Below are 26993 nucleotides of genomic sequence, written 5' to 3'. Positions count from 1 at the left end.
CGGGAGGGCATCCATTGCCCTCCCCTGCGCTATCCACGCGCCGTGCGACAGTACCGACCAAGATCTCAAGTGGCGAGAATGAAGTCTGCGGAAGTGACAGTTGTTGCATCGGCCACACCGACCAGGCGGATGGACTCAGCGCCAGCGGAGCTGATCATGGTATCCGCACCGATATCGGTGATGATGACGATGCCCGCAAAGGTCGCAGCAGTGACGCCGAACGCGGAAATGTCGAGCCGGTCCTGGCCTCCCACCGCGTTGGCATCGAAGCCGATGATCTGATCGGCCCCGAAGCCCGCTGCAAACATGAAGATATCGTTGCCACTGCTGGCAACCATCATGTCGTTGCCGGCACCGCCAGTGACCGTATTGTTGCCAATACCGCCATCGATAAAATCATTGCCGATACCACCCAACAATGTGTCGTTAGCGTCACCACCAACCAGCGTGTCGTTGCCTGCTCCACCGTTCAATACATCCGCCCCGTCACCGCCGTCGAGGCTATCATCGCCAATACCGCCGTTCAGGATATCCGTGCCAATGCCACCGAACAGTTGGTCGTTTCCAGCGTCGCCATTCAGTGTGTCGTTGCCGCCGTTGCCGGTAAGGATGTCGTTGCCGTCGCCCCCATTGAGGGTGTCATTACCCGCTCCGCCAGTGATGACGTTGTTCAACCCGTTACCGTTGCCGACGAAGTTGCCGACTCCGGTGTAGGTCAGATTCTCGACATTAGCGCCCAGCGTGTAGCTGGCCAGCGAGGTCTGCACGGTGTCCGTACCGCCACCCGCCACCTCGACCACCACGTCTGCGGCGACATCGACAACGTAGGTATCGTTGCCGGCTCCCCCCACCAACCGGTCAACACCTGCACCGCCATTGAGGACGTCGTTACCCACCCCGCCGGTGATCGTGTTGGCTAGCGCGTTACCGGTACCGGTGAAGTTACCGGCCCCCGTGTAGGTCAGGTTCTCGACGTTGGCACCGAGCAGGTAGTTCGTCAGGCTGGTTTGCACCAGATCGGTACCACCACCCAGCGCCTCGGTGACAAGGTCTCCGACGTTGTCGACCACAAACGTGTCGTTGCCGGCACCGCCATTCATGGCATCTGCGCCGAGCCCACCGTTGAGGGTGTCGTTGCCGTCCTCGCCATTGAGGACGTCGTTGTCGTCTCCGCCGTTGAGGATGTCGTTGCCAGTGCCGCCAAACAACTGGTCGATACCGGCCAGGCCATTCAGCGTATCGTTCCCGCCCAGGCCAAGCAGCACATCGTTGCCTACGGTGCCGGTGAGGGAGTTCGCCAAAGCGTTACCCTGCAGCACCACGCCAGCAAGTACCGGAACGGCCGCCGTCGCCGCCGAGGTCACCGACTCCAGCGTGCCGAAACCATCGGTGTAGCGCACGATCACTCGCAGTTGCAGATTGCCCTGCGCCACACCCGGGGTGAAGGTTGCAGCAGTCGCGCCGTTGATGTTAGTGAAGGACCCGCCGACACCTTGCTGCCACTGGAAGGTGAAGGTGCCCAGCCCATCCGCGTCGGCAATCCCAGCCGTCAGCGCGGTCAGCACCTGCCCTTGAGCCGGTGTCGTATCGCTGATCAGCAACGCGCCTGTCGGTGCATCGTTGACGTTGGCCACCGGCCCCAGGACGTTGGATGAAACGCTTTCGGCCGCGCCGAAGTCATCCACGTAACCGACCACCACGCGCACTGACTGGCCGACCTGAGTCTGGCCAAGTGCGAACGTGCTACCGGTAGCGCCGGCGATGTTGACGAAGCCAGACCCGCTGTTCGCCTGCCATTGGTAGGTGAACTGCGGATTGCTGAGGCCATCAACGTCGATGATGCTCGCCGGGTTAGCCGTCAACACCTGATTCTGCTGTGCAAGCCCGGTTACGGTCGGCCCTGCAGTCGGCGCATCGTTGACGTTGTCAACCGGCCCCAGGATGTTGGACGTAGCGCTTTCAGCCACACCGAAAGCATCTACGTAACCGATCACCACGCGCACTTCCTGGTTGACCTGAGCCTGGCCAAGCGCGAACGTGCTACCGGTAGCGCCATTGATGTTGACGAAGCCAAGCCCGTCGTTCGCCTGCCACTGGTAGGTGAACTGCGGATTGCTCAGGCCATCGAGGTCGATGATGCTCGCCGGGTCAGCGGTCAACACCTGGTTCTGCACGGCAAGCCCGGTAACGGTCGGCCCTTCGGTCGGTGTGCTGTTCCCGGACGAGTCGACGATCTCCAGCGTGCCCTTGGCATCCTGGTACACCGCCCGGACGCGGATGTTCAGACCCGCCTCATCGGCCCCCACCCGGAAGGTGGTGCCAGTCGCCCGCGTTGCCTCGCCTGCGGCGACAAAGGTGATGTCTTCAAAGATGCCCGACCCAGGAATGTTTTCAACCTGCCAGTAGTAAGCCACCCCGCCGGTCACCGCACCGGTCGGGTTGGCCACGCTTTGGTTGTCCGCGTCGTGTACCCCGCGATCACTGACGCGCAGCAACTGGCCGGCGACAGGCGTTTCGTCACGTACACCGGTGGCCGCATCGAGGATTGCCAGATGACCCGATGGGTCGTTGTTTTGCGCGGTGCCCACTCCGGACGACTGCGCCACGTCAGCGAACTGCAGACGCTCGATGCCCGTCAGACGATCGACGCCATCACGCCCCGCCACCGAGTCGGTCACGATGACCGTGTCGCCATCGATCTCGATGCCGTATTCCCCCAAATTACCGGAGAACAACGCAGTGTCGAAGCTGTTATCGCCGGTCAGAATCTCCCGCACGATGACCAACTGACCCGGGTTGTAAGTACCGTTCAGCATTAGCTGCACCATCGGCTCCATGCTATCGAACGTGGCGATTTCCGGGCCAGTGCCATCAGCGTTCGCCCGTACGCTGATGCGTACGTTCAGCCACTTGTCACCATCGATGATGTCATCACCTCCGCGACCTTCGATCAGGTCGCTGCCGCTACCGCCGAGGATGATGTTGCCGCCATCGAAGAACGTCGCTCCGGCTGGCAGCAAATCAGCCAGGCCGTTGATCAGGTTGATGTTGGTCAGCACACTGCCAGTTGCACCCGCGCCCGGCAGTGTTGTGGCGTCTTCGTTATCACCGCGCAGGAAGTCACCGTGCGATGAACCCGACAGACCTTCCATGATGTCGAAACGCACCAGCGCCGAAGCCCCCGAACCCGGTACCGGCGGAACATCGAAAAACCGGTCGGTGAAATCGATCGTCACGCCCTGGGCGAGCCCTTTGAAGGTTGCCCAGTCATAGCCTGAGCCGCCGATATAGCGGTCACCCAGGCCGAGACTGCCGACCATGATGTCGTCGCCGCCTTCGCCGTTGAACTTATCGTTCTCGTTGCCGCCGATGAACACATCGTGGCCGATCACCGGGTCATTGCCAGCCGGGTCGAAGTTGTCGCCAGGTGCACCGTCCGAAGTGCCCTTCTCGATCCAGTCGTCGCCTTCGTTACCCATGTCCTGTTCGTTGGCTTTGCTGCCCAGGATGAAGTCGTTGCCCTGGCCTCCAATAGCCTCGGAAGCGTCCTCACCGGTAATGATGAAGTCATTACCGAACCCGCCAATGATCAGGTTGACGCCGTTGCCACCGTGCAGCACGTCGTTGCCGTCGCCACCCTGGATGTTATCGTCGCCGCCGCGGTCGGTGATGATGTCGTCGCCAGCGCCACCGCGCAGTTGGTCGTTGCCGTCACCCCCTTCGATGCGATCGTTGCCGCCGTCGCCCCAGACCGTGTCATCGCCTTCACTGGCGATGAGGATGTCGGCATTGTTGGTGCCGCCCAGCACGATGTGCTCTTCACCCGTGTACCGGATGTAGTTGGTGTCCGGCTCCGCGGTCAGCGGGTTGTCGCGGAACACCACCTGTTCGCCGTCCCCGCCAAGCGGATCGGCGTTACCCAGGCCATCGTTGTACTGCTTGCTCTGATCCCTTTCCAGATAGAACCCAGGGTCGGAGAACACCAGGCCCGGCAGGTGCGTGGCCGAGGTGTTGGCCATGATCAGCTTGGCGAACGAGTTGCTTTCCAGTTCGGCGTTCATCGACAGGCCAGCAGTACGCTCCAGGTAGTAGAAGCGGTCACCGTCCTGCAGTTTTTCCAGCTGGTTCTCGAACACGAAGTTGAAGGTCGAGCCAAGCATGCCGCCGAACGGGGTTTTCTCTTCCGCCAGGCCACCGATCCAGAGGTCGATAGCATCGACCCCCGTGACCGTCACTCCCTTCAGATCGTCGGCAGTACCCAGTAACCCATCTTTGCCGGCCAGCGTTACGTTGGCCCAGGTACCGGTGCCGTTGAGGAAAGCCAAGCGGTCAGCCGGCGCATCTTCACCACCCAGTACCAGTGCCAGGGCTGCGGCGCGTTTATCTTCAAGCGTGGTCGCCGCGGTGATCGTGTCATGCGTGCCATAGGCTGCGATGAAGTTGATCAACGACTCCGGATGCTTGAGGTGCTGCACCAGATCGACCCAGCTGATGTACGGCTTGAGTTGGGTATCACCGGTTTGGCTGTAGATGTCGCGGCGGACCGCATTGAGCGAAGGAATCCCCACATCGCGGCCACGGGCGATGTTCATCGCCGGCAGGTCGAGCGGCAGGCCGAGCAGGTTGTTGCGCAGCGCCTCGGTAACGAACTCGTCGATTTCGTTACCGGCTTGCCGAGTCATCCCACGCACGATTGCGCTGGTCGCATCTTCGGGCGTCACACCACTGGCGGCGTACGCCAACGGGTTGAGGAACGCCGCAATCAGGCCCAGTTGCTGATCAGGATCAGCGCTGTTCGGATCACCCACCACGTTGAAATCGACGTCGAAGCGGTCGACGGTCTCGGTCAGCATCGAGTGGCCAAACCGGTACACGGTGTGCGCGAACTCGGCGACGATCGAGGCATCGAGGTCAACGTCATAGACCTGGGTCGGTGCGAAGAACAGGTCGACCCTGGGCTGGATGGTCCGCGCAAACTCCTCGAACACCAGGTGCTGATACTGCATCTCGGTGCCGAACTTGGCAGCCTGGAACAAGCGCTCGCCATTCCACACCAGCGCATCGATCTCAGCCTGGTTGGCGGGCAACGCGCTCACGGGATTGAGCAGCCATTCGTTGAGGAAGGCCACGTCACCCGAATCGAGCACGGTGTCCTTGGTCTGCGCGACCAGCCGATTATGCTCGGCGTGGAAGATCGCATGCACCGCGGTCAGGCCGATGTTCTCGTTGACCCGGCCGTCGCCAGCGATGTAGTGCGCATCCAACAGTTCATTGTCGTAGGCCAGGTTGGCCCCGGTCTGCGGATTGAACGGCACTGCGTTGCCAATGGCGGTGTCCGCGTCAGGCACAAGCACACCACTGCTGAACACCGGCGCTGCATTGTGGGCAATGTCGGCGAGGAACTGGTGACCGGTGCGCACCGCATTGGCCAGGCTAATGGGGGCAAGCGGATTGCCTTCGACAAGCACGTCATCAGCCGTGCCACCCAGACCGTCAGCGCCCTTCATCACGACCATCGGGAAGCCGTTCGGCCCCTTGATGAAATTGCCATAGGCGTCAGTCGCCAATAGCGGGCCGTTTTCGACGTCGGCATCGGTAAGGCGGATACCCAGAATGTCGTTGGCCTGCGCCTTGACCACTTTCCAGGTCGCCATACCACCGATTTCGCTGTCGTCTGCGGTACCAAACTTGCCATCTGCTCCCAGGTCCCGGTTAGTAATCAATCTGCCGGTCGCGATGGGGCCGTTGTCGGTCAGCTCATAGCCGCGCAGGAACACCTGGTGGGATGGGTGCGAGCTGTAGGTCTGGTTTTGATCCACGAATGGCGACGTGGTGTTGGTGTGCTCATGGATGTCGTCGGCCGTGCCGAGAACGCCATCCGCCCCTGGCTGGTTGGTCGCGCGGGTCAGCACCATGAAGTTGGTGTTGCCGCCGGGCACATACAGCGGATCATCCGGCTGCAGCGGAATGAAGATGGTGCCTGAACCGCCTTTGGTAAGCAGGTCCAGCCCATGATCGAAGAACTGCCCGAAGAAGGTCATCCAGGCGTTGAACGGCGCAGACAACCCCGCATCCGCCGCGGTGTTCTCGAACAGGTACACATCGTGGTCGTCGGCAGTACCGAACTGACCATCCATGCCGGGACTGGCGACTATTCGTACGCCATCCTTGAGCACGTCGTCGTTACCCACCGTGCCGAAGTTGAGCACACCGTCCGTACCCGGGTCGTAAGCCGTGGCATAGGCCGCCGGGTTGTTCGACGTCTGGTCGACGATCAGATTACTGATCGTGCGCGGCTGCGAGTCAAACACTGAGCCGCTGGTCTGCTGGTACGACGATCCCGGGATGGCCGGCGAGCCGGGGCCAAAGAAGCCGGCAGGAGCACCTTCCGCCGGATTGAAGACCGGATCGGTCAAGCGCGGGAAGGTGTTATCCGCGGCGCCAAACTCGGTGTTGTTGATGCCATTGAGGTTCATCAGGTTGTTGTTCGAGCCGTCGACCGCACGCAAGCCCAACGGCGCGCGGATATTCGGGATCAGCGAGAGGATGTCCTGACCGGCCGCGTCTGCCTCGGCAATCTTGATCTGATCAAGGATGAAGTTGAGGTCGGAGCGGACCATGTGCAGGCCTTCGCCACCCGCGGTGGCATTGACCACCGGTGTCTGCGCCGTCGGCACAACCGGCTCGCCGGGAGCCACCCCATCAGTCGGTTGCGAGAACACCACCTCAGTCGTGCCATGACCATCCTGGTAGATCGCCTTGACCCGCAGTGCCAGCCCGGCAAGATCCGGCGAGACCTTGAACGTGGTGCCGTCGGCACTTTGGAACGCCAGGTCACCCGCTGGCAGCAGGATGATGTCTTCGAACACGCCGGTGCCAGGGTCGGCTTCGAACTGCCAATAGTAGGACACGGAGGCGTTGTTGACGAAACCCTGCGGGTTACCCGCTGCGATGTTGTTGGAGTCGCGCACTCCGGCCATGCTCACCGTCAATGTGTCGCCCACGGTGATCGCGCCGCCGTTTCCATCCGCGATGGTCGGTCTGCCCAACGGTTGTGCGTTCAGATCCGGCACCAGTACTTGCTGGGTATCGGCGAATTGCAGGCGTTCGATATGCAGCAAGGTATCGGTGCCGTCGCGCCCCACTTCGGTATCGGTCACTGTCCAGACATCGTCCGCCACATTGGCCGTGCCGCGGGTGTCACGCGTCACTACATACTCAGACTGAAGGCCGGAGAAAATGGCAGTGTCGAAAGCCGCCCCGCCTGTCGAAGTGCCGGGCAGGATTTCCCGCACCGCCTTGAGCTGACCTGGGTTATAGGTGCCGTCCATCATGAACGGGATCATGTCGACCATGCTGTCGAAGGTGGCGATTTCAGGGCCGGTATGGTTGACGTCGTTGGGGCCATACACCGCAATTCTGACGTTGATCCATTTGTCGCCATCGATCAGATCATCGCCACCGCGACCCTCGATCAAGTCACTGCCATTGCCACCGAGGATGATGTTGCCCGTGGCAAAGCCAGTGGTCGGCAAGCCCGCATCGGCCAGAAACTGCTCCAGTCCGCGGATCAACGCCACATTGGTCAGTGCACTGCCCGTGGTGCCGCCGTGGTTGATGATAGTGTCCGCATCAACATTATCGCCCATGAGCACATCGGCGAATTTCGAACCGGACAAGCCTTCGACCTCGGCGAAACGGTCGAGAATCGAGGCCGGCGAGGCGCCGACCGGATTGAACACCCCGGTGTTCTGGTTTGGCGCGTTGCCGTGTGGCTGCGCCAGCTCGGCCATGGTCAGGTCAACGGTCACGCCGACCCTGTCATTTTTGTAGGTCACCCAGTCGAAACCGGACATGCCGTCCATATTGTCCTGGGCATCGCTGCCGACAAAGATGTCATCACCCCCCTCGCCGATCATTTCGTCGAAGCCACCACCGCCGACAAAGATATCGTTGCCGATCGTATCGTCATTGAGCAACGGCGCAGCGTTATCGCCAGGCGCACCGTCCTGAGTGCCCTTCTCGATCCAGTCATCACCTTCGTTGCCGGTAGCTGGCAGGTTGGTCTTGGCACCGAGGATGAAATCGTCACCCTGACCGCCGAAGGTGGTGCTGATGTCTTCGGTGGTGATGATGAAGTCCTGGCCATCGCCCCCCAGGATCAGGTTGCCTCCAACCAGCATGCTACCGGCGATGATCACATCGTTACCGGCATTACCTTCCAGACGGTTGTCGCCAAACGAGTCGGTGATGATGTCATCGCCCGCGCCGCCCAGTACCGCATCGTTGCCGGCGCCGCCTTCGAGGCGATCATTGCCGCCGTCGCCGTACAGGGTGTCATCGCCATCACCGGAAACGAGAATGTCATTACCAGCGGTACCGCCCAGGACGACATGGTCTTCACCGGTGTATTGCAGATAATTACTGTCCCCACCCACGGTGTTGGGGTTGTCGCGGATCACCAGCGGCACGATTTCCACGCCGTTGATCGTGAGGCCGCCCGTTGGATCGGCGCTGCCGTCCGCGCCAAGGTTAGTGAACTGATTGGCCTGATTCACTTCGAGGGTGAACGTCGGCGTCAGGAACACGGTGTTCGACAGGTGGGTGACATCGGTGTTGAGCATCATCAGCTTGGCAAAGGAGTTGTTCTCCAACTCGGTGCCGAAGTTCAGGCCCGCGGTACGCGACAGGTAGTAGAAACGGTCGCCGTCCTGCAACGCCTCCATCTGGGTTTCAAACACGAAGTTGAACGTCGAGCCGAGCATGCCGCCGAATGGCATTTTCTGCTCGGCGAGGCCACCGACCCAGAAGTCGATGTCGTCGAGACCCGTGATCGTCACACCCGTCACGTCGTCGGCAGTCCCCAGCAGCCCATCCTTACCGGCCAGCGTTACGTTGGCATAGGCACCGGTGCTGTTGAGGAAGTCCAGGCGATCAGCCGGTGAACCCGCACCGCCGAATACCAGCGCCAAGGCTGCAGCGCGTTTGTCTGCCAGGGTGGTCGCCGCCGTAATCGTGTCATGCGTGCCATAGGCCGCGATGAAGTTGACCAACGACTCGGGGTGCTTGAGGTGGTCCGCAAAGTCAGCCCAACTGATGTACGGCGTGAGTTGGCTGTCGCCGGTTGATGCGTACATCTCACGGCGCGCTTCATTCAACGTGGGGATGCCAGTGTCGCGACCACGCGCCAGGTTCAGGGCCGGCAAATCGAGCGGCAAACCGAGCAGATTGCTGCGCAACGCTTCGGTGACAAACTCGTCGATCTCGTTGCCGAGTTGGCGGGTCACACCGCGAATGATCGCCCCTGCCGCTTCGTCCGCCGTCGCCCCGCTGCCGACAAACGCCAGCGGGTTGAGGAAGGCCGCGATCAGACCCAGTTGCGAGTCCGGGTTGTTCGGGTCAGTGAGGAGCGGATTGAATTCGGGGTCGAAGCGATCGACGGTCTCGGTCAACATCGAGTGACCGAAGCGGTACACCACGTGGGCGAACTCGGCGAGGATGGCCGGGTTGATCGAGGTGTCATACCCGTTAGGGGCAAGGAATGCGTCGACCTGCGGCTGAATGGTCCGCGCAAACTCCTCGAACACCAGGTGCTGGTATTGCATCTCGGTGCCGAACTTGGCGGCCTGGAACAGGCGTTCGCCGTCCCACACCAACGCCGCGATCCCGGCGGGTGTAGTCGGTATCGCGGCCACGTCGTCCACCAGCCACTCGTTGAGGAAGGCCAGATCGCCGGCGGCAAGGAGGGTGTCCTTGGTTTGCTGGACCAGGCGGTTGTGTTCAGAGTGGAACACATGGTGCACGGTGGTCAGGCCGATGTTCTCGTTCACCCGGCCGTCGCCGGCAATGAAGTGAGCGTCGAGCAGTTCGTTGTCGTAGGTCAGGTTGTTGCCGCCTGCGCCAACCGGCTGAGCATTGCCGATATCGGCGTCAGCATCCGCCTGCAGAACCCCGCCGACGACTACCGGCGCGGCATTGTGGGCGATGTCGTCGAGGAAGCCATGCCCGGCGCTCATGGCGTTGGCCAGGCTGATCGGAGCATCCCGGTTGCCTTCGACCAGTTGCGTGACGTCATCCGCTGTCCCGGCGATCCCGTCAGCACCGTTACTGACGCGCATCACCACCTGTGGCATGCCGCTCGCCCCCCGGATGAAGTTGCCATACGCATCGGTTGCCAGCAGCGGCACGCTGTGCACATCGGCGTCGGTCAGGTTGATACCGAGAATGTCACGGGCCTGGGCCTTGACCACTGCCCAGGTCGCCATGCCGCCATTTGTGCCGTCACCATCATCGGCCGTGCCGAACTTGCCATCGCCGCCGAGATCGCGGTTGGTAATCAAGCGCCCCGTTGCAACAGGGTCACCGGCCGCGTTGAGGACATACTCGCGCAGGAACACCTGATGCGAGGGGTGCGAGCTGTAAGTCTGGCTTTGGTCCACGAACGGCGAGGTGGTGTTGGGCTGGCCATCATCGGCAGTGCCGAGTATTCCGTCCGCGCCGGGGGTATGCACAGCACGTGACAGCACCATGAAGTTGGTCGGGCTGCCCGGCACGAACAACGGATCATCCGGCTGCAGCGGAACAAACACAAAGTCGGTACTGCTCTTGGTGACCAGGTCGAGGCCGTGGTCGAAGAACTGGCCGAAGAAGGTCATCCACGAGTTGAAGCCGGCGGTCAGACCGGCATCCGCCGACACGTTGGGGATGAAGAACACTTCCTTGTCGTCGGCCGTGCCGAACACGCCATCCAGACCGGGGCTGATCACCGGGTCTGCACCGCCGTTCGCCGCGACTGCGGCCGGGTTGTTGGCGGTCTGGTCGACAATCAGGTTACTGATAATCCGTGGCTGCGGGTCGACCACCGTCCCTGACGCGGCATAGGCCGCTCGATACTGGGCATCAAGCAGGCGCAGGAAGGAATTGTCCGCGGCGCCAAACTCGCTTTGCCCGGCGACCAGGTTGTTGTCGCTGCCATCGACGGTGCGCAGGCCGAAGGGCACCTGACTGTTGGGGAGCAAATCACTGAGGCTGGCGCCGTCGGCATGCGCTTCTGCGATGAAGATTTGCTTGAGGATGAATTCCAGGTCCGACTTGTTGAAATTGGCCATTGCGGTGTCCTCGATCTAATTGGGAGAAAGGCACGGGACGATGAAACCCTCCCACGCCCAGTCAGGTGCTGGCTTGCGCAGTTCGTTGGTTCGGTTGTTTGGCGAGAGCAGGCGTGGGTGAGGCAAAGCCGTCCCCTGCGCCCGGAAATGCGCGCCTGGAATTCGCGAAATGAAAGGTCGCTAAGCGATTAGGCAGAGCGATTCCGGGCCGCTGGTGGGCCATGGAATCGGGAAGTCGTAGCGAACCTCCTGAACAGCTCCGTCACGGTGCTACAGAACGAAATAATCGACATGCCATGCTCCTTCAGGACCACCGTGCCTTGCACTTTCGAAGCGATGGCAGGCTTCAGACGGGCGCCCTTGCACATGACTAAAGTTGCATAGCCAAGCGCTGTCAATATTACGACGTAAAAAAGATTATTGTCATTTGAGATGCCAACTTACTGTTCTTTAAGGAGATATATAAATTCAGCTGAACTACTAGAGCGAAATGTTATTTCAAGCTGTATCGCTAGAGAGACAAACGCCACCTACGCTGCTGCATGTGAACATAAAAACTTATGGAACTTTTCCAAGAACGCTATTACTTGTGTCCACGATAAGCATTCGCAACTACATCTATGGTTTGCCATAACATTTGCTGCTGCTTTTTTGCCGCAGCACAACCGGCTTTTTCGGTGAGGGACTATCAAATGCACAAGCTCTCGAGCACCCGATCCGAACTGGCTGACGCGATTTTTCGCCTGCGCCGCAGTTTTTATTCGCTGGCAGGGTTCAGTGGCGTCATCAACGTCATGATGTTGACGCCAGCCGTCTATATGCTGCAGGTCTATGATCGGGCGTTGGTCAGTCGCAACGTCACAACGTTGACGATGTTGACCATTCTGGTGATAGGCCTGTTCTTGCTGATGGCCACGCTGGAAATGTTCCGCACCCGCGTGATGATCCGGGTCGGCAACTGCCTCGACATGGACCTCAATCGCCGCATTTTCACCGCAGCGTTCGAGCGCAATCTGAGCCGCGCCGGTGGTAATCCGGCCCAGGCCCTGCAGGATCTCGCGCAGGTGCGACAGTTCCTCACCGGCAATGGCCTGTTCGCTTTCTTTGATGCGCCATGGACGCCGATCTACCTGCTGGTCGCCTATCTGATCCATCCGCTGCTCGGACTGATCACGCTGATCGGCTCGCTGATTCTGGTGGGCCTGGCTTATCTCACCGAGAAGGCCACACAAAAGCCGCTGGCCGAAGCCAATCAGGCCGCCCTCTCCTCCGCCAGCTACGCCAACAACAACCTGCGCAATGCCGAGGTCATCGAGGCCATGGGCATGCTGCCGTCGATCGGCAAGCGCTGGTACCAAAGCCATTTGCGCATACTGGAAATGCAGACCCTGGCCTCTGACCGTGCCGCCCTGATCAGCAGTACCGGGCGCTTCGTGCGTATCACGTTGCAATCGCTGATCCTCGGCGCCGGCGCGCTGCTGGCGATCGAAGGCAAGATCACCCCCGGGATGATGATTGCTTGCTCGATCCTCACTGGCCGTGCGCTGGGCCCGGTGGAACAAGTCATCGCATCGTGGAAGCAACTGCTGGGCTGCCGTTCGGCCTGGGGCCGGTTGAACGAGATGCTGAACGACTATCCGCGCCGGCCACCGAGCATGTCGCTGCAGCGGCCGCTGGGCATGTTGGCGGTGGAGAATGTGTATGCCGGTGCCCCCGGTACCGGCAACACGATTCTGCGCGGGGTGAGCTTCAACCTTTCCCCCGGAGAAAGCCTTGGCATCATCGGTCCATCCGCCTCGGGCAAATCCACCCTCGCCCGCCTGTTGGTTGGCGTCTGGCCGGCACAGGCCGGCAAGGTACGCCTGGACGGCGCGGACATATTCACCTGGAACAAGGGCGAACTGGGCCCCTGGCTCGGTTACCTGCCGCAGGATGTGGAACTGTTCGAGGGCACCATCGCCGACAACATTGCGCGCTTTGGCGAAGTGGACAGCGACGCGGTCATCCGCGCCGCCAGGACTACAGGCGTGCACGAGATGATCCTGCGTTTGGCACAGGGTTATGAGACCCGTCTGGGCACCGATGGCAGCCCGCTTTCCGGAGGCCAGAAGCAACGCATCGCCTTGGCCCGCGCGCTGTATGGAGAACCCAACCTGATTGTGCTGGATGAGCCGAACGCCAACCTCGACGACGTCGGTGAAAAGGCCTTGGTCGATGCGCTCGCCCAACTCAAAAATCGCGGCGCCACCGTCATTCTGATTTCCCACCGTCCCAATGTGCTGTGCGCCGTCGATAAGGTGCTGATGCTGCGCGACGGCGGTGTGCAGATGCTCGGCACTCGCGACGAAGTATTCGCAGCGCTGCGCAAGGCCAGTGTGATGCCGGCAGGCGCGTCAACTCCGCTGGCCTCCGTCAAAGCACGGGAGTAAACGATCATGCAAATGAGCCAACACACCGACATGATTCTCACCGATACCAGGAACGTAGTGGATCTGGACGTCGGCAAACCCGTGCGCTGGGGCATGTTGCTGATGCTCGCCGGCTTCGGTGGTTTCCTCCTGTGGTCCTGGCTGGCGCCGCTGGATGCCGGCGTGGTAGCGACAGGCACGGTAAAAGTCACCAGCAATCGCAAAGCCGTGCAGCATTTGAGCGGCGGCACCGTGGAGGCCATTCTTGTTCGCGAAGGCGATGCAGTGAAAAAAGGCCAGGAGGTGGTCCGCCTCGACTCGTTGCGTGCCGCTGCCGAACAGGGCGCGGTCAGCGCCCAGTACATCGTCAGCAAGACGGTGGAAAACCGCCTGGAAGCGGAACGTGATGGCCGCGATGTAGTGAACTACGATCCCGAATTGCTCAAGCGCTTCGGGAATGACTACCGCCTCGTGGCCGCCATGGATCTGCAACAACGCCTGCTGGACACCCGGCGTGCAGGCCTCGCTGGCGAAATCAGCATCTTGCAGGAAAACCTCGCGGCGTCGGCGGTGCAGTTCAAGGGACTGCAGCAGGTGTATGGCGCCCGCGCCTCGCAGATCAACTTCCTCGACCAGGAACTGAAAGGCACCCGCATGCTGGCGGCCGAAGGTTATGTCCCCCGCAACCGTCTGCTTGAACTGGAACGCAGCAATGCCGACCTCTCCGCCGGCCAGGCCGAGAACCTCAACAACATCGCTCGCGTGCGTAGCCAGACCACCGAAATCAAGCTGCGCATCCTGCAGCGCCAGCACGATTACTTGAAGGAAGTCGAATCGCAGCTCACCGACACCGCCAAGGAAAACACCACTTTGGCCGACCGCTTGCGCGCGCTGGACTATGAAGTGGCCCACACGGTGATTCGATCGCCCATCGATGGCATGGTCCAGTCCCTGAGCATCGCCACCATCGGCGGGATCATTCAACCCGGCTTCAAGATCATGGAAATCGTTCCGGACAACGAACCGCTGCAGGTCGACGCAATGATTCCCGTGCAGGCCATCGACAAGATGGTCCCGGGCCTGGCCGTGGACATCGCCTTCCCGGCCTTCAACCATGCCCGGACGCCCAATATTCCTGGCCGCGTGAAGACCGTCTCCGCCGACCGCCTGCTCGATGAGGAAAGCAAACAACCGTTCTATCTGGCGCAGGTAGAAGTCACGCCCGATGGCATGAGCCTGCTTGGCAGCAATCACATTCGTCCGGGTATGCCCGCCAGCGTCACCATCAAGACGGGTGAGCGCAACATGCTGAGCTATCTTCTCAAACCAATGCTTGAGCGTGTCGACAGCTCCTTCAAGGAACAATGAAATGGACCGTCATTGCCTGTGCTTCTGCCTGCTGGCGCTGTCCGTCCCGGCCAGTGCCATGGACCTCAAACAAGCCTGGGATCTGTTGCAGTACCAAGGCCCTGTCTATCGCGCCGCGGTGCATGAAAAGGAGGCCGGCGTGGAAAACCGCGCCATCGGCATGGCCGGCCTGCTACCGCAAATCAATGCCTCGGCCTACGACAACAAGGTCAATGGCACCCAGCGCCAGAGTGGCGTCGAAAGGGATCTCGACTACACCTCCAAGGGCGCTAACGTGCGCCTGCGCCAGCCGCTGTTCAACAAACAGAAGATGTCCGAGTACCGCCAAGGCAAGCAGCGTGCCGACTACAGCGTCGCGGTGTTCGATGCCAAGAGTCAGGACGCCGCGGTGCGCCTGGCTGAAAGCTATTTCGACGTGCTCCTGGCCAGCGAAACCATCGTCCTCGCCAAATCCAAACTGAGCGCCTTCGACGAGCAGCTCGCTTCGGCGAAACGGCGCATGGAGTTGGGAGCCGGCACCGTCACTGACATCGACGAGTCGGCCGCTCGCTACGACCTCGCCGCAGTTGAGCTGATCGAAGCGCAGGACAACCTGGTCAATGCGCGCCGCAAGCTTGAGGAATACATCGGCGAAACCCCCGAATCGCTGACCACCTTGCGTCCAGGCTTCGATACGCCACCGCTGCTACCGAGCAACCTGCAGGACTGGTTGGTCAAAGCCCAGAGCGACAGCCCGCTGATCCATGCGCGCCGTCATAGCAGCGACCTCGCCGAAGAAGAAGTGAAGCGCGCCAAGGCCGGCCACTGGCCAACACTGGATTTCGTCGCCGGTTATACCGCGGGCGAGAGCCAATCAATCTCCGAGCTGAATCAACGCAACCGCTACGGCTCAATCGGGCTGGAAGTAAACTTTCCGCTGTACAACGGTGGCGGCACCAGCGCGTTGACACGCCAGGCGAGCGCCAATAGCTATAAGGCCTTGGATGAGCTCGACGCCACGCGCCAGGAAGTCATCTCCGGCACCACCCGTGAGTATCGGGGCGTAGAGAGCGGCGCCACACGTATTCACGCGCTGGAAAGGGCAGTGGAGTCCAACGAACGCTCACTGACTTCGACACGCAAAGGCTTCAAAGAAGGCGGCACCAGCACCAACTCGGACGTGCTCAATGCCGAAGAGCTGCTCTTCGTAGCACGCCACGATCTGGTCGAGGCCAAGTTGCGCTACTTGATGTCGCGTCTGCGCCTGGCCTCTTCAGTGGGCAGTCTGGGCGACGACGATATCGACCACATCAACAACTACCTCGGCCCGGAACTGTTGGTCACCAACTGACGCTCGCCTGCACGGCACTTTTACAAGGTGGTCGGCAAAACCCGGGCACACCACGGCGCTCCCTTCGCCTGCCTCTGAGGAAATGCGCTCAGCCAAAAGGATGGGGCGTATCGACAAGGAGCCCGGCCAAGTGCCGGGTTTTTTCGTTCCATCGACATGCTTTTCACAAAACGCTCACAGAACGGAGCGCAGATTGAACGGACAAAAGGATTTGACCCCATACAAAGAGTCCGCCATGCGCGGACTTTTTGTTGTCAGATAAGGGGACGCGAAGAAAATAGACCGGTCCCCTTTTCCTCATCTTCAGCGAAACCAGAGCCTGAGAAATTTCAGAGTGATGCTTGAGAAATGTCCTACATCAGTAACGGACATGTCTCGTTAGTGTTTTCTCTCCAATCTCAATAAGGCACTGTCTTATGTCTCTGTTCAAACGTTCGGCTACTGAGTTGTTAGGTACGTTCTGGCTAGTATTTGGTGGCTGCGGCAGTGCGGTTTTGGCCGCGACGTTTCCTGATGCAGGAATTGGTTTTCTGGGCGTTTCCCTCGCGTTTGGCTTGACGGTACTGACCATGGCTTTCGCCATCGGCCACATTTCCGGCTGTCATCTCAACCCCGCGGTTTCGGTCGGACTGGTAGTGGGTGGACGATTTCCGGCCAAAGAATTACCTGCTTATATCCTCGCCCAAGTGTTGGGCGGGATTATTGCAGCAGGCCTGCTGTACTTCATCGCCAGTGGCAAACCCGGTTTCGAACTGGCCAGTGGCCTCGCGTCCAATGGCTACGGCGAACACTCGCCAGGCGGCTACTCGATGGCGGCGGGGTTTGTCACCGAGTTGGTGCTGACCGCGATGTTCATCCTGATCATCCTCGGCGCCACCGACAAACGCGCCCCTGCCGCTCTGGCACCGATTGCCATCGGCCTGGGGCTGACCTTGATCCACCTGATCTCTATCCCCGTCACTAACACCTCGGTCAATCCGGCACGCAGTACAGGCCCGGCGCTGATTGTGGGTGGTTGGGCGATTCAGCAACTGTGGCTATTTTGGTTGGCGCCGATCTTGGGCGCAGTCATCGGTGGCGTGACCTATCGCTGGCTGGGTAAAGATTCCCGCTAACCTGCGTGCCCTGCGCGATGATCATCCTTGTCGATAGGGCGAGGTGATCTTCTCGTCTTCCGCATGGGCAATAAGGGACGGATGTATTTTGAAGAAAATAGATCTGTCCCCTTTTCCCGCCCTTATCCCGCTTCGTTCAGGACGGCTTCAAGCGCACTTTCCAAATCCGATAACGCGACTGTTTTTCCGCTGCCCCAACGAGCAACGCGCCCATCACAGTCGACAACGACGCGCACGCCCTGCCCCATCCGGTCTCCCGGGAATTTACGTAGTGTGAGTTCTACCGTCGTCGGGTTGAGCCAAGTGGATTGATCCGCTGACCAACAAGCGTCCGAGAATCGCAAAATACAGATCCCCTGCCGGGTATCGATAATGCGTGGCGGGTATACCCAAAGGGAGTGACGTGCCTCCCAAGGCGTCACCTCAACACAATAGTGATCGTCAGGTGAGCGTGATTGAATTTCGCTTTCGTTCATTGGCTGTCTGGGACTACGCGAGGTTACGTACAGGTCGAATGCCCCGACTTGGGCCGTCATCAGCGCGGCGTCCCTGTAGTAGTGAACGTGATTTCGATAAGCCACGAACGCATCCGACTGCGGACCGTCAGCAAATAACGAAGCCAGCGCCGCGCTTTGCATCAGCCAGTAAATATCCGGCGAGAGTTCTTGGGCTTTGGAGTAGCTGAGGTCAATCGCTTTTGCAAGCAGGTCCCTGGCCAAACGCTGCCCGGCCTCGCGCAACGCTTCGTTGGCCACTGGCGTATCGAGCGGCTCTACTTGCGCAATGTAGGCCCGATAGCGACTGGCCAACTGGCCGGTGGACGGCCCTAATGGAGGACAGGCGGGAGGTGGAAGATCAAGGGGCTTGAGCGCTTCAAATGTCGGCATCCACGCCAGGTTTTGTTCCACGCGAGAAGGTACTTGATGGTCATCTTGCGCCATTGAAGTGTCGGCCTCCCGAAGCGAATCCCACCCAAAGTACGCCTTGATGCGTTGCACAAACTTCATCACCCAATCATCCCTGAAAATAGCCTGATCGCCGCTCGGGGCGACTGACTGTTCATATAAAAAGCCGTAACGCGACCTGTAGCAGCTGGCGAAGCCTGCGTTCGGCTGCGAAGCAGTCATTAAATCAGGCTACGCGGTGTATCAGGATGACCGCGGATTCAGGTTTTACGACTGCTTCGCAGCCGAACGCAGGCTTCGCCAGCTGCTACTAAGTGGGGTTTTCGCCTGAGCCCTGTTAACTGACCAGCATCCTTAATCGTAGAACGCCTCAACCAACGCCCGACTCCCCACAAAGAAACTATCCGCCACCAGCCGTAACGGCTGAAGGTCCAGATCACTGGCCTTATCGCTAATCAACTGCTGAAAATGCCGATAAACCGCCGCGTACTCACCTTCCTCCGATACCGCCTGGCGCACGCCGTCGATGCTCAACAGCGCGCCACCGTTGTCCAGGCGCAGGACGCCTTCGGTGCAGCGAATTTCGATGCTCCAGAGTTCGTCATGCCCGTGGTCGAAATCGAACTCGGCGCGGACGTCGAGGTGGCGTGCGTCGGACATTTTGATCGACGCGGCAATCGGCGACTGGCAGTTGCTGGGGACGCGCAGTTCGGCGGATTCGACAAACAGCGGAAACGGCAGCAAATGGGTGGCAATCGACAAGGCATTGATGCCGGGATCGAACACGCCGAGGCCGCCGGGTTGCCAGATCCAGGCCTGGCCGGGGTGCCATTTGCGCACGTCTTCCTTCCAGTCGATCTGCACGCTTTGCAGGGTGCGGCTGGTCAGCCAGTCACGGGCCGCCTCGATGCCGGGGGCGTAGCGTGAATGCCAGGCGAACAAGCCGCTGACGCCTTGCGCCGCGACCTGATCCACCAGCGCCATCGCCTCGCCCAAGGTGGCGCACGGCGGTTTTTCGACCAACACGTGTTTGCCAGCGGCCAGTGCTTGTTGCACCAGGGCGAAGCGTCCTTGGGGCGGCGTGCAAAACGCAATCGCATCGACGGGCGGGCCGTTTTCCAGCAACTCACCCAGGGACTTGAAGTTCTCAACCCCGGCGCAGGGCTGCCCTTGGGTGGCGACAGACACCAACTGGAACGCAGGGTTGGCGTGGATAGCGGGAACGTGTTGATCCTGGGCAATCTTGCCGTAGCCCACCAGACCGAGACGGATCGGTTGCATCAATGACTCCTGGTTATTTTTCTTATCTTGGGAAGCGCGCAGGTTACACCGCTCGGATCATTGATCGCAGCCCCCCAGCGAACCTTTACCCGACAATCACCGTCCGAGTTAGAGCATTAATGCCCACCACTCGCCGCGAGGTCGCCGCTTGAAAGCCGCCATCATCAAAAAATACCGCCTGATCATCAAGACCATGGGCTATGTCGGCTGGGCCCTGTTCTGGTTGTTGCTCTGGGACATCGCCGTCACCGTGGACTTCATGCTGATTCTCAACAGCAAAATCACTTTGCCGCTGATGCCGCTGACGTTGCTCGGCTCGGCGTTGGTGGTGTTGATCAGCTTTCGCAACAGCAGTGCCTACAATCGCTGGTGGGAAGCGCGCACCTTGTGGGGAGCGATGGTCAATAACTCCCGCAGCTTTGCGCGGCAAGTCCTGACATTGCTGGATGACCCGGGTAATGAGGTCAATCCGATGAAATCAACCCTGCTGCGTCGCCACGTGGCGTATGTGAATTGCCTGGCGGCGCATCTTCGGGGCCAGCCGTGCCCGCCCGAGGTGCAGGCGTTTATTCCCGCCGGGGAGTTCGCGCGCAGCGGCTCTACCAATAACTTTGCCAACGATATCCTCAACGGTTCCGCGGCGCTGCTGGCTCAGGAATACAAGGCCGGGCACCTGGACAGCATTCGCCTTTCGCGGCTGGAGACGACCCTGGTCGATCTGTCCAACAGCCAGGGCGGCATGGAGCGGATTGCCAATACGCCGCTGCCCTACCCTTACGTGTATTTCCCACGACTGTTTATTTCGCTGTTCTGCCTGATTGTGCCGGTGGGGCTGGTCGAGTCCCTGGGCTGGTTCACTCCGCTGGCCTCGACGGTGGTGGGCTTCATGCTGCTGGCCATCGAACGCATCGGCACCGATCTGCAAAGCCCGTTCCGCGACAGCGAGCACCAGATCCAGATGGAAGCCTTGTGCGAAACCATCGAGAAAAACCTGCACTCCATGCAACGGGATTCGCTGGGTGGCGATCGCCTCGACTACCCCAGCACAGTGGTGATTTAACAAAAAAGCGGCAAGTGGTGAATTATTCCGTGTCTTCATGTATCTGAACCAAGAGCACGTGCCATTAAGACAATGGCATCGACAGCCATCAGGGACAGAGTAATTCGCATGAAATCAAGCAAGAAAACCGTCAATCCCATCGGATTGGACGACATCATCATTGTCGACGACGCCAAGATGCGTAAGGCGATCACCGCCGCCGCACTGGGCAATGCCATGGAATGGTTCGACTTCGGCGTTTACGGCTTCGTCGCCTATGTGCTGGGCAAGGTGTTCTTCCCCGGCGCCTCGCCCAGCGTACAGATGATCGCCGCACTGGCGACCTTCTCGGTACCGTTCCTGATCCGTCCTCTGGGTGGCCTGTTCTTCGGCGCCTTGGGCGACAAATATGGCCGACAGAAAGTCCTGGCGGCCACCATCGTCATCATGTCCCTGAGCACCTTCGCCATCGGGCTGATTCCGTCCTATGACACGATCGGCATCTGGGCGCCGATCCTGCTGTTGCTGGCGAAGATGGCCCAAGGCTTCTCGGTGGGCGGCGAATACACCGGCGCCTCGATCTTCGTCGCCGAGTATGCCCCGGACCGCAAGCGCGGCTTCCTCGGCAGTTGGCTGGACTTCGGCTCCATCGCCGGGTTTGTCCTCGGCGCCGGCCTGGTGGTGTTGATTTCCGCGGTGATCGGCGAAGAGCAGTTCGAAGCGTGGGGCTGGCGCCTGCCGTTCTTCCTCGCCCTGCCCCTGGGCATGATCGGCCTGTACTTGCGTAACGCACTCGAAGAGACCCCGGCCTTCCAGCAACATGTCGAGAAACTCGAACAGGGCGACCGCGAAGGCCTGGCGCGCGGCCCGAAAGTGTCGTTCAGAGAAGTCGCGACCAAGCACTGGCGCAGCCTGATGACCTGCATCGGCGTGGTGGCGGTGACCAACGTCACCTACTACATGCTGCTCACCTATATGCCGAGCTACCTCGCGCACAACCTGCACTACAGCGAAAACCATGGGGTGCTGATCATCATCGCGATCATGGTCGGCATGTTGTTCGTGCAGCCCCTGATCGGCTTTTTGAGCGACAAAATTGGCCGCCGGCCCTTCATCCTGTTCGGCAGTATCGCGCTGTTCTGCCTGGCCATTCCGGCCTTTATGCTGATCAACAGCGGCAAGCTCGGGCTGATTTTCTCCGGGCTGCTGATCATTGCCGTGGTGCTCAACTTCTTCATCGGCGTGATGGCCTCGACCCTGCCGGCGATGTTCCCCACGCACATCCGCTACAGCGCGTTGGCCAGTGCCTTCAACGTCTCGGTGCTGATCGCGGGCCTGACCCCGACCCTGGTGGCCTGGCTGGTGGAAAGCACCAACAACCTGTACATGCCGGCGTACTACCTGATGGTGATCGCCATCGTCGGCCTGGTGACGGGCATCACCATGAAAGAAACCGCCAACATGCCCTTGCGCGGCGCGGCCCCGGCAGCCTCCGACCTTGAGGAAGCGAAAGAACTGCTGCAAGAGCATGAAGACAATATCGAACAGAAAATCGAAGACATCGACGCGCAAATCGCCGAATTGGAAGCCAAGCGCAAAAACCTGGTGCAACAGCACCCACGCATCGACTGACGGGGCGATCGCTCGTCAGCCCTGACAACCGATCAGCTCACTCGCCAACAACGCCTTCAACCCCATCGGTTTGGCAAAGTAATAACCCTGGGCCTGCCCCGCGCCCATTTCGCGCAGCAGGTCCAGGGTCGCTTCATCCTCGACACCTTCCGCTACCACACTCAGGTCCAGTGATTCGGCCATGCGCACAATCGCCCGGACGATTGCGCGGCTGCGCGGGCTGCTGGTCAGTTCGAGGATGAACGACTTGTCGATTTTCAAGCCGCTGAAACGGTATTGATGCACGTAGCTCAGGGACGAAAAACCGGCACCGAAGTCATCGAGCACCACCGACATGCCGTTGTCGGCCAACTGCTGCATGGTCAGCCGGGCAATCGCCGGTTCGGCCACCAGCGCGCCTTCGGTCAATTCCAGGCAGATCCGCGACGGCGCGACGCCGTGCCGCGCCAACAGCGCCAGCACATCACTGGCGAAGTCCGGGCGGGTCATGCTGTAGCTGGAGCAATTGACGTGTACCGGCGGCCAATTCGCGTGCTCGGGTTGGGCGAGGATCAGGGCGACGCTGGTGAGCATGTACAGGTCCAGGCGACCGATTAGGCGCAAGCCCTCGACATCCGGCAGAAACTCGCCCGGCGCGATCACCCGGCCGCCCGGCTGGTGCCAGCGGATCAGCGCTTCCAGGGCCAACAGCTCGCCGGTTTCGACGCTGACAATCGGCTGGAAATACGGCAGCAGTTCGTCGGTACGCTTGAGCGCGTTGCGCAACGCCCCTTCGCGCTCGACCTGGTCCGAGACTTCCCGGCGCACTTCCTGGTTGAACACCGCGTAGCTGTCGCGCCCAGCACTCTTGACCCGGTACATCGCCGCATCGGCGTCGCGCAGCAAATCGGCCGGCTCGTGATGGAACTGGCTGTCGGCGCTGACAATGCCGATGCTGCAGGACGAAAAAACCTGGTGGCCATTGATCACAAACGGCAGGTCGAACGCCACGAGGATTCGTTCGGCGATGTCGATCACCACCTCCAGCGGCGCTTCGGGCGCGAGTACGGAAAACTCATCGCCGCCCAGGCGCGCGAGCATGTCGGTGTCGCGCAGGCAACCGCGCAGACGCTGGGCGGCCTGCATCAGCAGCAGGTCGCCGAAATGGTGGCCGAGGCTGTCGTTGACCATTTTGAAACGGTCGAGGTCGATGAACATCACCGCCAAATGCCCGCCGTCGCTGCCGAACTGCGACCAGGCCAGGTTGAGGCGTTGTTGCAGGTAGGTGCGGTTCGGCAGCCCGGTCAGTGCATCGTGGGAGTTTTCGTGTTGCAGCTTGGCATTGGCGTGATCGAGTTCGCGGGTGCGGTTCTGCACCCGGGCTTCGAGCTTGAGGTTGGCGGCGTGGATCGCTTCGGCGGCGGTGCGGCGCGACAACGCGGTGTCGATGTGCCGCGACACGAACGTCAGCAGTTCCTGATCCCGCAGGGTGTAGCGCACGTTCGAGGTGTAGCTTTGCACCGCCAGCACGCCGCGCACCACATCGCCATCGAACAGCGGAATGCCGAGCCAGGAATAGGCTTGGTAATACACATCGGCGACTTCGATTTCACCTTCCGCGGTCAATCGTTCGGCTTCATCGACGTCAATCAGACATGCCCGGCGCTGACGGATGACGTACTCGGTCAGGCCCCGGCTCCCCCGCCGTGCCACCGGGCGAACCGTCTGCCGCTCATCGACGTAATACGGAAAGGTCACTTCATTGATCCCATCGTCGAACAGCGCGATGTAGAAGTTCTGCGCGAACAGCAAATCACCGACGATGCCATGCAAGGTTTGAAACAGCTCAGCCATGTCGCCGGGCTGGCTCGACAGTTCGGCAATCTGGAACAGCGCGCTCTGCAGATGTTCGGCGCGCTCGCGGTCGGCCACTTCCTGACGCAAGGCGTCGTTGAGCTCCGACAGCTCCAGGGTACGCCGCATTACCGTTTCTTCCAGATCGGCGCGGTGCAGGATCCGGTCCAAGGCCATGGCCACGTGGCGGGCCACTACCAGGAACAGCGCGCGGTCTTCAGCGCTGTAGATCCGGGACACGTCGTAGACTTGCATCGCCAGCATGCCAAACACGTCATCCGAGGCGTTTTTCAACGGCGCGCCCATCCAGAACTCCGGACAGTCGCCCACGCAGTAGAAACGGCCCTCGGCCTCCGCCGCGTGAATGCCGGCGGCGTCGATCAGCAACGGCTGGCCCGTGGTCAAGACCTGGGCGGTCAACGACAAGTGCGCAGGGTCGAGGTATTCGTAGTTTTCGGATTCCAGGGCTTCGACATCGATGATGTCGACGTAATACGGGTACTCCATCTTGCCGGTGTGCGGGTCATACAACGCGAGGTAGAAGTTCTCGGCGTCGATCAGGCTGGCCAGCAATTGGTGAACCCCGACCAGAAACACGGCGCGGTCGCGGGTCGAACTGGCCAGGTAAGTGATTTCATACAGTACGCGCTGCGTAATCTGCGCACGGGCCAGGGTATCGGTTTGGACTTGAATGCCCAGGCGCTGGGCGAACTCGGCGAGCGCCGGTTCAGCGGCATCAAAGACTGGCGCGAGCAGCCAACCGAGCACACTTTCGCCTCGACCGGTCGGCCAGCGGTGCAGCTGGCGACTCAGGCAAAAGGCTTCAAACTCGTCATTGGCCACGCTGGACGGCCACTGCGCCTGCGGATCGCCCTGCCCGACCAGATGCATTTGTTCGCCGGCGCGATACACCACCCACGCGGTGGTATGAGCCCAGCCGCGCGCCGAGTCCAGCAAGTGTTCTATGGTGTCCCCGTTGCCAGCGTAGGCCATGCCGACGGTTTCCAGGCTTCCTTTCAATTGGGATGCGATAACGCCGCAATCGTTCGATTGCGTTGTGGCGTCGGTCAATGGGCGAAAACTCATCAGCGCTTCCTGAGCCAGAAACTGGCAATACTTATTTATTATTCTGCTAGCACTGCGCCAGTGACCTTCCCGTTTAAAGCTTATAGCGGTTTTTTTCAATCGCTTTTTCGCTTTAGTGCCAACCACGGCACGGACTTGAGCCAGGGTTCTGCTCGCGGGAATTTGACATGCACGGCATTGCTCGCCAGAGTCGCGCCCCCGATCCGGCCAAAGGTGCCGGGGGTTCGTGGTGAAAAGGGGTTGCAGTTGAACGAACAGACATTGTCCATGCGCCTGGAGCGCGTGGCGGTACATGTGCCCACCGGCGCGCGCCTGGCCGACATCGGCTCGGATCACGGCTACCTGCCGGTGGCGTTGATGCGCCGTGGCGCCATCGTGGCGGCGGTGGCTGGCGAGGTGGCGTTGACGCCGTTCCGCTCCGCTGAACGCACCGTGCGCGAGAATGGCCTGGAGCAGCACATCACCGTGCGCCTGGCCAGTGGCCTGGCAGCGATCGAGCCCGGCGACGGGATCACCGCGATCAGCATCTGCGGCATGGGCGGCGAGACCATCCGCGACATCCTCGACCACGGCAAGGCGCACCTGAGCGGCCAGGAACGCCTGATCCTGCAACCCAACGGCGGCGAGCAGCCACTGCGCCAATGGCTGATGGACAATGGCTACCGCATCCTCTGCGAGGAATTGCTGCGGGAGAACCGCTTTTACTACGAAATCATCGTTGCCGAGCGCGCCGGGCCTGTGGCCTACAGCGCTGAGGAACTGTACTTCGGCCCACTGCAGATGCAGGCACGCAGCCCGGAATTCCTGGCCAAGTGGCAGCGCATACTGCGAGAGAAGCAAAAAACGCTAAACAACTTCGCTCGGGCGCGGCAGGCCGTGCCCGAAGAGAAGCTGCAAGAGATCGCCCGGCAAGCCCGGTGGATCACCGAGCTGCTCGGGGCGTAGTTCATCAGGCTATCAAGAGCGCCCGACGGAACCGCTCACCGGTAGATTCCCCAGCAATTTGAGCCCGGTGCTTTTCACAAACGTGTCGTAGTCCATCGGTTTCTGGATGCGGGTTTCAGCGTTGGGCAAAACGTAGGCCCAGGCACGCTGGGACGAGGTGTCGTAAACCAGCTTGAACAGGCGGGTCGGCACCCAGACCTTGTTGGCGCCGATGGTACCGTGGCCGGCGTCAAACAGCGGGCCGGTGAAGACAAACACATTGCCATTGGCGCGCTTGGCAAACTTCCTCACATCAGCCTCGACCTTGCTCCAGATCTTGCGGTTGTTGTTGGGGTCTTGCGGCACCATGTTCGACAGCGCAAAGGACTGGGCCATGGCATTCGGACTCGGTGCATCGGCCGCCGGCGATTGATGGCCACGGTCCACGGCCGGATGTTGGCTGCGGTAATCGCTCAACTCTGCGCGCCCACTCTTGGGGATGCGTGGGTCCGGGTAAAACTGATTGGTGCGTTCCTCGCCTTTGGCGTCCTTCAGTTGCGCGGCATTCAGGCGCTCGACCACTAACAGCGGCGTGCGGCTGGTTTGCGAGTACAGCACCGCGAAGTTGTCGGAACACAGGGCCATCGGTTTCATGTTGGCAGGCACGGTGGCGGTGCTGATCGGTTTCGCGGCCGGGAACAGTTCTGCGCAGCCGTCAAACGAGGGCTGTTTCTGTTTGTTTGAATAGAGGTCCAGGGCCGCGTTCTGGTTGATCGAGCCCGAGTGGGATGTTTGTGCGTGATGCTGGGTTTGCGGCTTGAGAAGATCCAGCAGACTGCGCGCTTCGGTGCCGGTGGAGAGCAAAACAAGGGCCGACAGCCCAACTGCAATTTTGCGTAGGTGCATGCTTTAATTCTTCGAATGGGATTGAGGGACAAACACAAGGCGAGTTCCGTTGACGGAA

12 protein-coding genes are annotated in these 26993 nt (G+C 60.6%); 7 read left to right on the top strand and 5 right to left on the bottom strand.

Annotated elements, in window-relative coordinates:
* Positions 1 to 65 precede the first annotated feature (65 nt).
* The gene (locus tag HKK53_RS00915) at positions 66 to 11108 is read right to left on the bottom strand and encodes a peroxidase family protein (protein ID WP_169368888.1); all 11043 of its coding nucleotides are present in this window, start codon (positions 11106 to 11108) and stop codon (positions 66 to 68) included.
* Positions 11109 to 11800: 692 nt separating this feature from the next.
* On the opposite strand from HKK53_RS00915, the gene HKK53_RS00910 reads away from it, so the two are divergent.
* From HKK53_RS00910 to aqpZ, 4 genes are all read left to right on the top strand, one after another.
* Positions 11801 to 13537, top strand: a complete 1737-nt coding sequence (locus tag HKK53_RS00910; protein ID WP_169368887.1) for a type I secretion system permease/ATPase — start codon at positions 11801 to 11803, stop codon at positions 13535 to 13537.
* Between the two features lie 6 nt (positions 13538 to 13543).
* Positions 13544 to 14884: an HlyD family type I secretion periplasmic adaptor subunit gene (locus tag HKK53_RS00905; protein ID WP_169368886.1), complete on the top strand. Its 1341-nt coding sequence runs from the start codon at positions 13544 to 13546 to the stop codon at positions 14882 to 14884.
* A 1-nt stretch (position 14885) separates the two neighbouring features.
* A complete protein-coding gene (locus HKK53_RS00900) occupies positions 14886 to 16214 on the top strand; it encodes a TolC family outer membrane protein (RefSeq protein WP_169368885.1) in 1329 nt (442 codons plus the stop codon).
* Between the two features lie 416 nt (positions 16215 to 16630).
* Complete coding sequence (aqpZ, locus tag HKK53_RS00895) at positions 16631 to 17329, top strand: aquaporin Z (RefSeq protein ID WP_169368884.1); 699 nt, start codon at positions 16631 to 16633, stop codon at positions 17327 to 17329.
* A gap of 122 nt (positions 17330 to 17451) precedes the next feature.
* Here aqpZ and HKK53_RS00890 read toward each other — a convergent pair whose 3' ends face one another.
* Together HKK53_RS00890 and HKK53_RS00885 are read right to left on the bottom strand one after the other, a co-directional pair.
* Positions 17452 to 18456 carry a hypothetical protein gene (locus tag HKK53_RS00890; protein ID WP_169368883.1) on the bottom strand — a complete coding sequence of 335 codons (1005 nt, stop codon included), beginning with the start codon at positions 18454 to 18456 and terminating at the stop codon, positions 17452 to 17454.
* 132 nt (positions 18457 to 18588) lie between these two features.
* Positions 18589 to 19515, bottom strand: coding sequence for a Gfo/Idh/MocA family protein (locus HKK53_RS00885; RefSeq protein WP_169368882.1), 927 nt, complete (start codon positions 19513 to 19515; stop codon positions 18589 to 18591).
* A gap of 148 nt (positions 19516 to 19663) precedes the next feature.
* Between HKK53_RS00885 and HKK53_RS00880 the strand changes: the two genes are divergently transcribed.
* Both HKK53_RS00880 and proP read left to right on the top strand, forming a co-directional pair.
* On the top strand, positions 19664 to 20575 hold the full coding sequence (locus tag HKK53_RS00880; RefSeq protein WP_169368881.1) for a bestrophin family protein: 912 nt from the start codon (positions 19664 to 19666) through the stop codon (positions 20573 to 20575).
* Between the two features lie 108 nt (positions 20576 to 20683).
* Entirely contained in the window at positions 20684 to 22186 is a 1503-nt protein-coding gene (gene proP, locus HKK53_RS00875; protein WP_169368880.1) for a glycine betaine/L-proline transporter ProP, read from the top strand.
* A gap of 15 nt (positions 22187 to 22201) precedes the next feature.
* Here proP and HKK53_RS00870 read toward each other — a convergent pair whose 3' ends face one another.
* Positions 22202 to 25105, bottom strand: a complete 2904-nt coding sequence (locus tag HKK53_RS00870; RefSeq protein WP_169368879.1) for a sensor domain-containing phosphodiesterase — start codon at positions 25103 to 25105, stop codon at positions 22202 to 22204.
* Between the two features lie 246 nt (positions 25106 to 25351).
* Here HKK53_RS00870 and HKK53_RS00865 point away from each other — a divergent pair, with 246 nt between their 5' ends.
* Complete coding sequence (locus HKK53_RS00865) at positions 25352 to 26050, top strand: tRNA (adenine(22)-N(1))-methyltransferase (protein ID WP_169368878.1); 699 nt, start codon at positions 25352 to 25354, stop codon at positions 26048 to 26050.
* A gap of 12 nt (positions 26051 to 26062) precedes the next feature.
* On the opposite strand, the gene HKK53_RS00860 is transcribed toward HKK53_RS00865, so the two are convergent.
* Positions 26063 to 26935: a DNA/RNA non-specific endonuclease gene (locus tag HKK53_RS00860; protein ID WP_169368877.1), complete on the bottom strand. Its 873-nt coding sequence runs from the start codon at positions 26933 to 26935 to the stop codon at positions 26063 to 26065.
* Positions 26936 to 26993 lie beyond the last annotated feature (58 nt).

Source organism: Pseudomonas sp. ADAK7 (assembly GCF_012935675.1).
Lineage (GTDB): Bacteria > Pseudomonadota > Gammaproteobacteria > Pseudomonadales > Pseudomonadaceae > Aquipseudomonas.
Note: the sequence above shows the minus strand (reverse complement) of the source record. Positions and strands in the feature narration are given on the sequence as shown.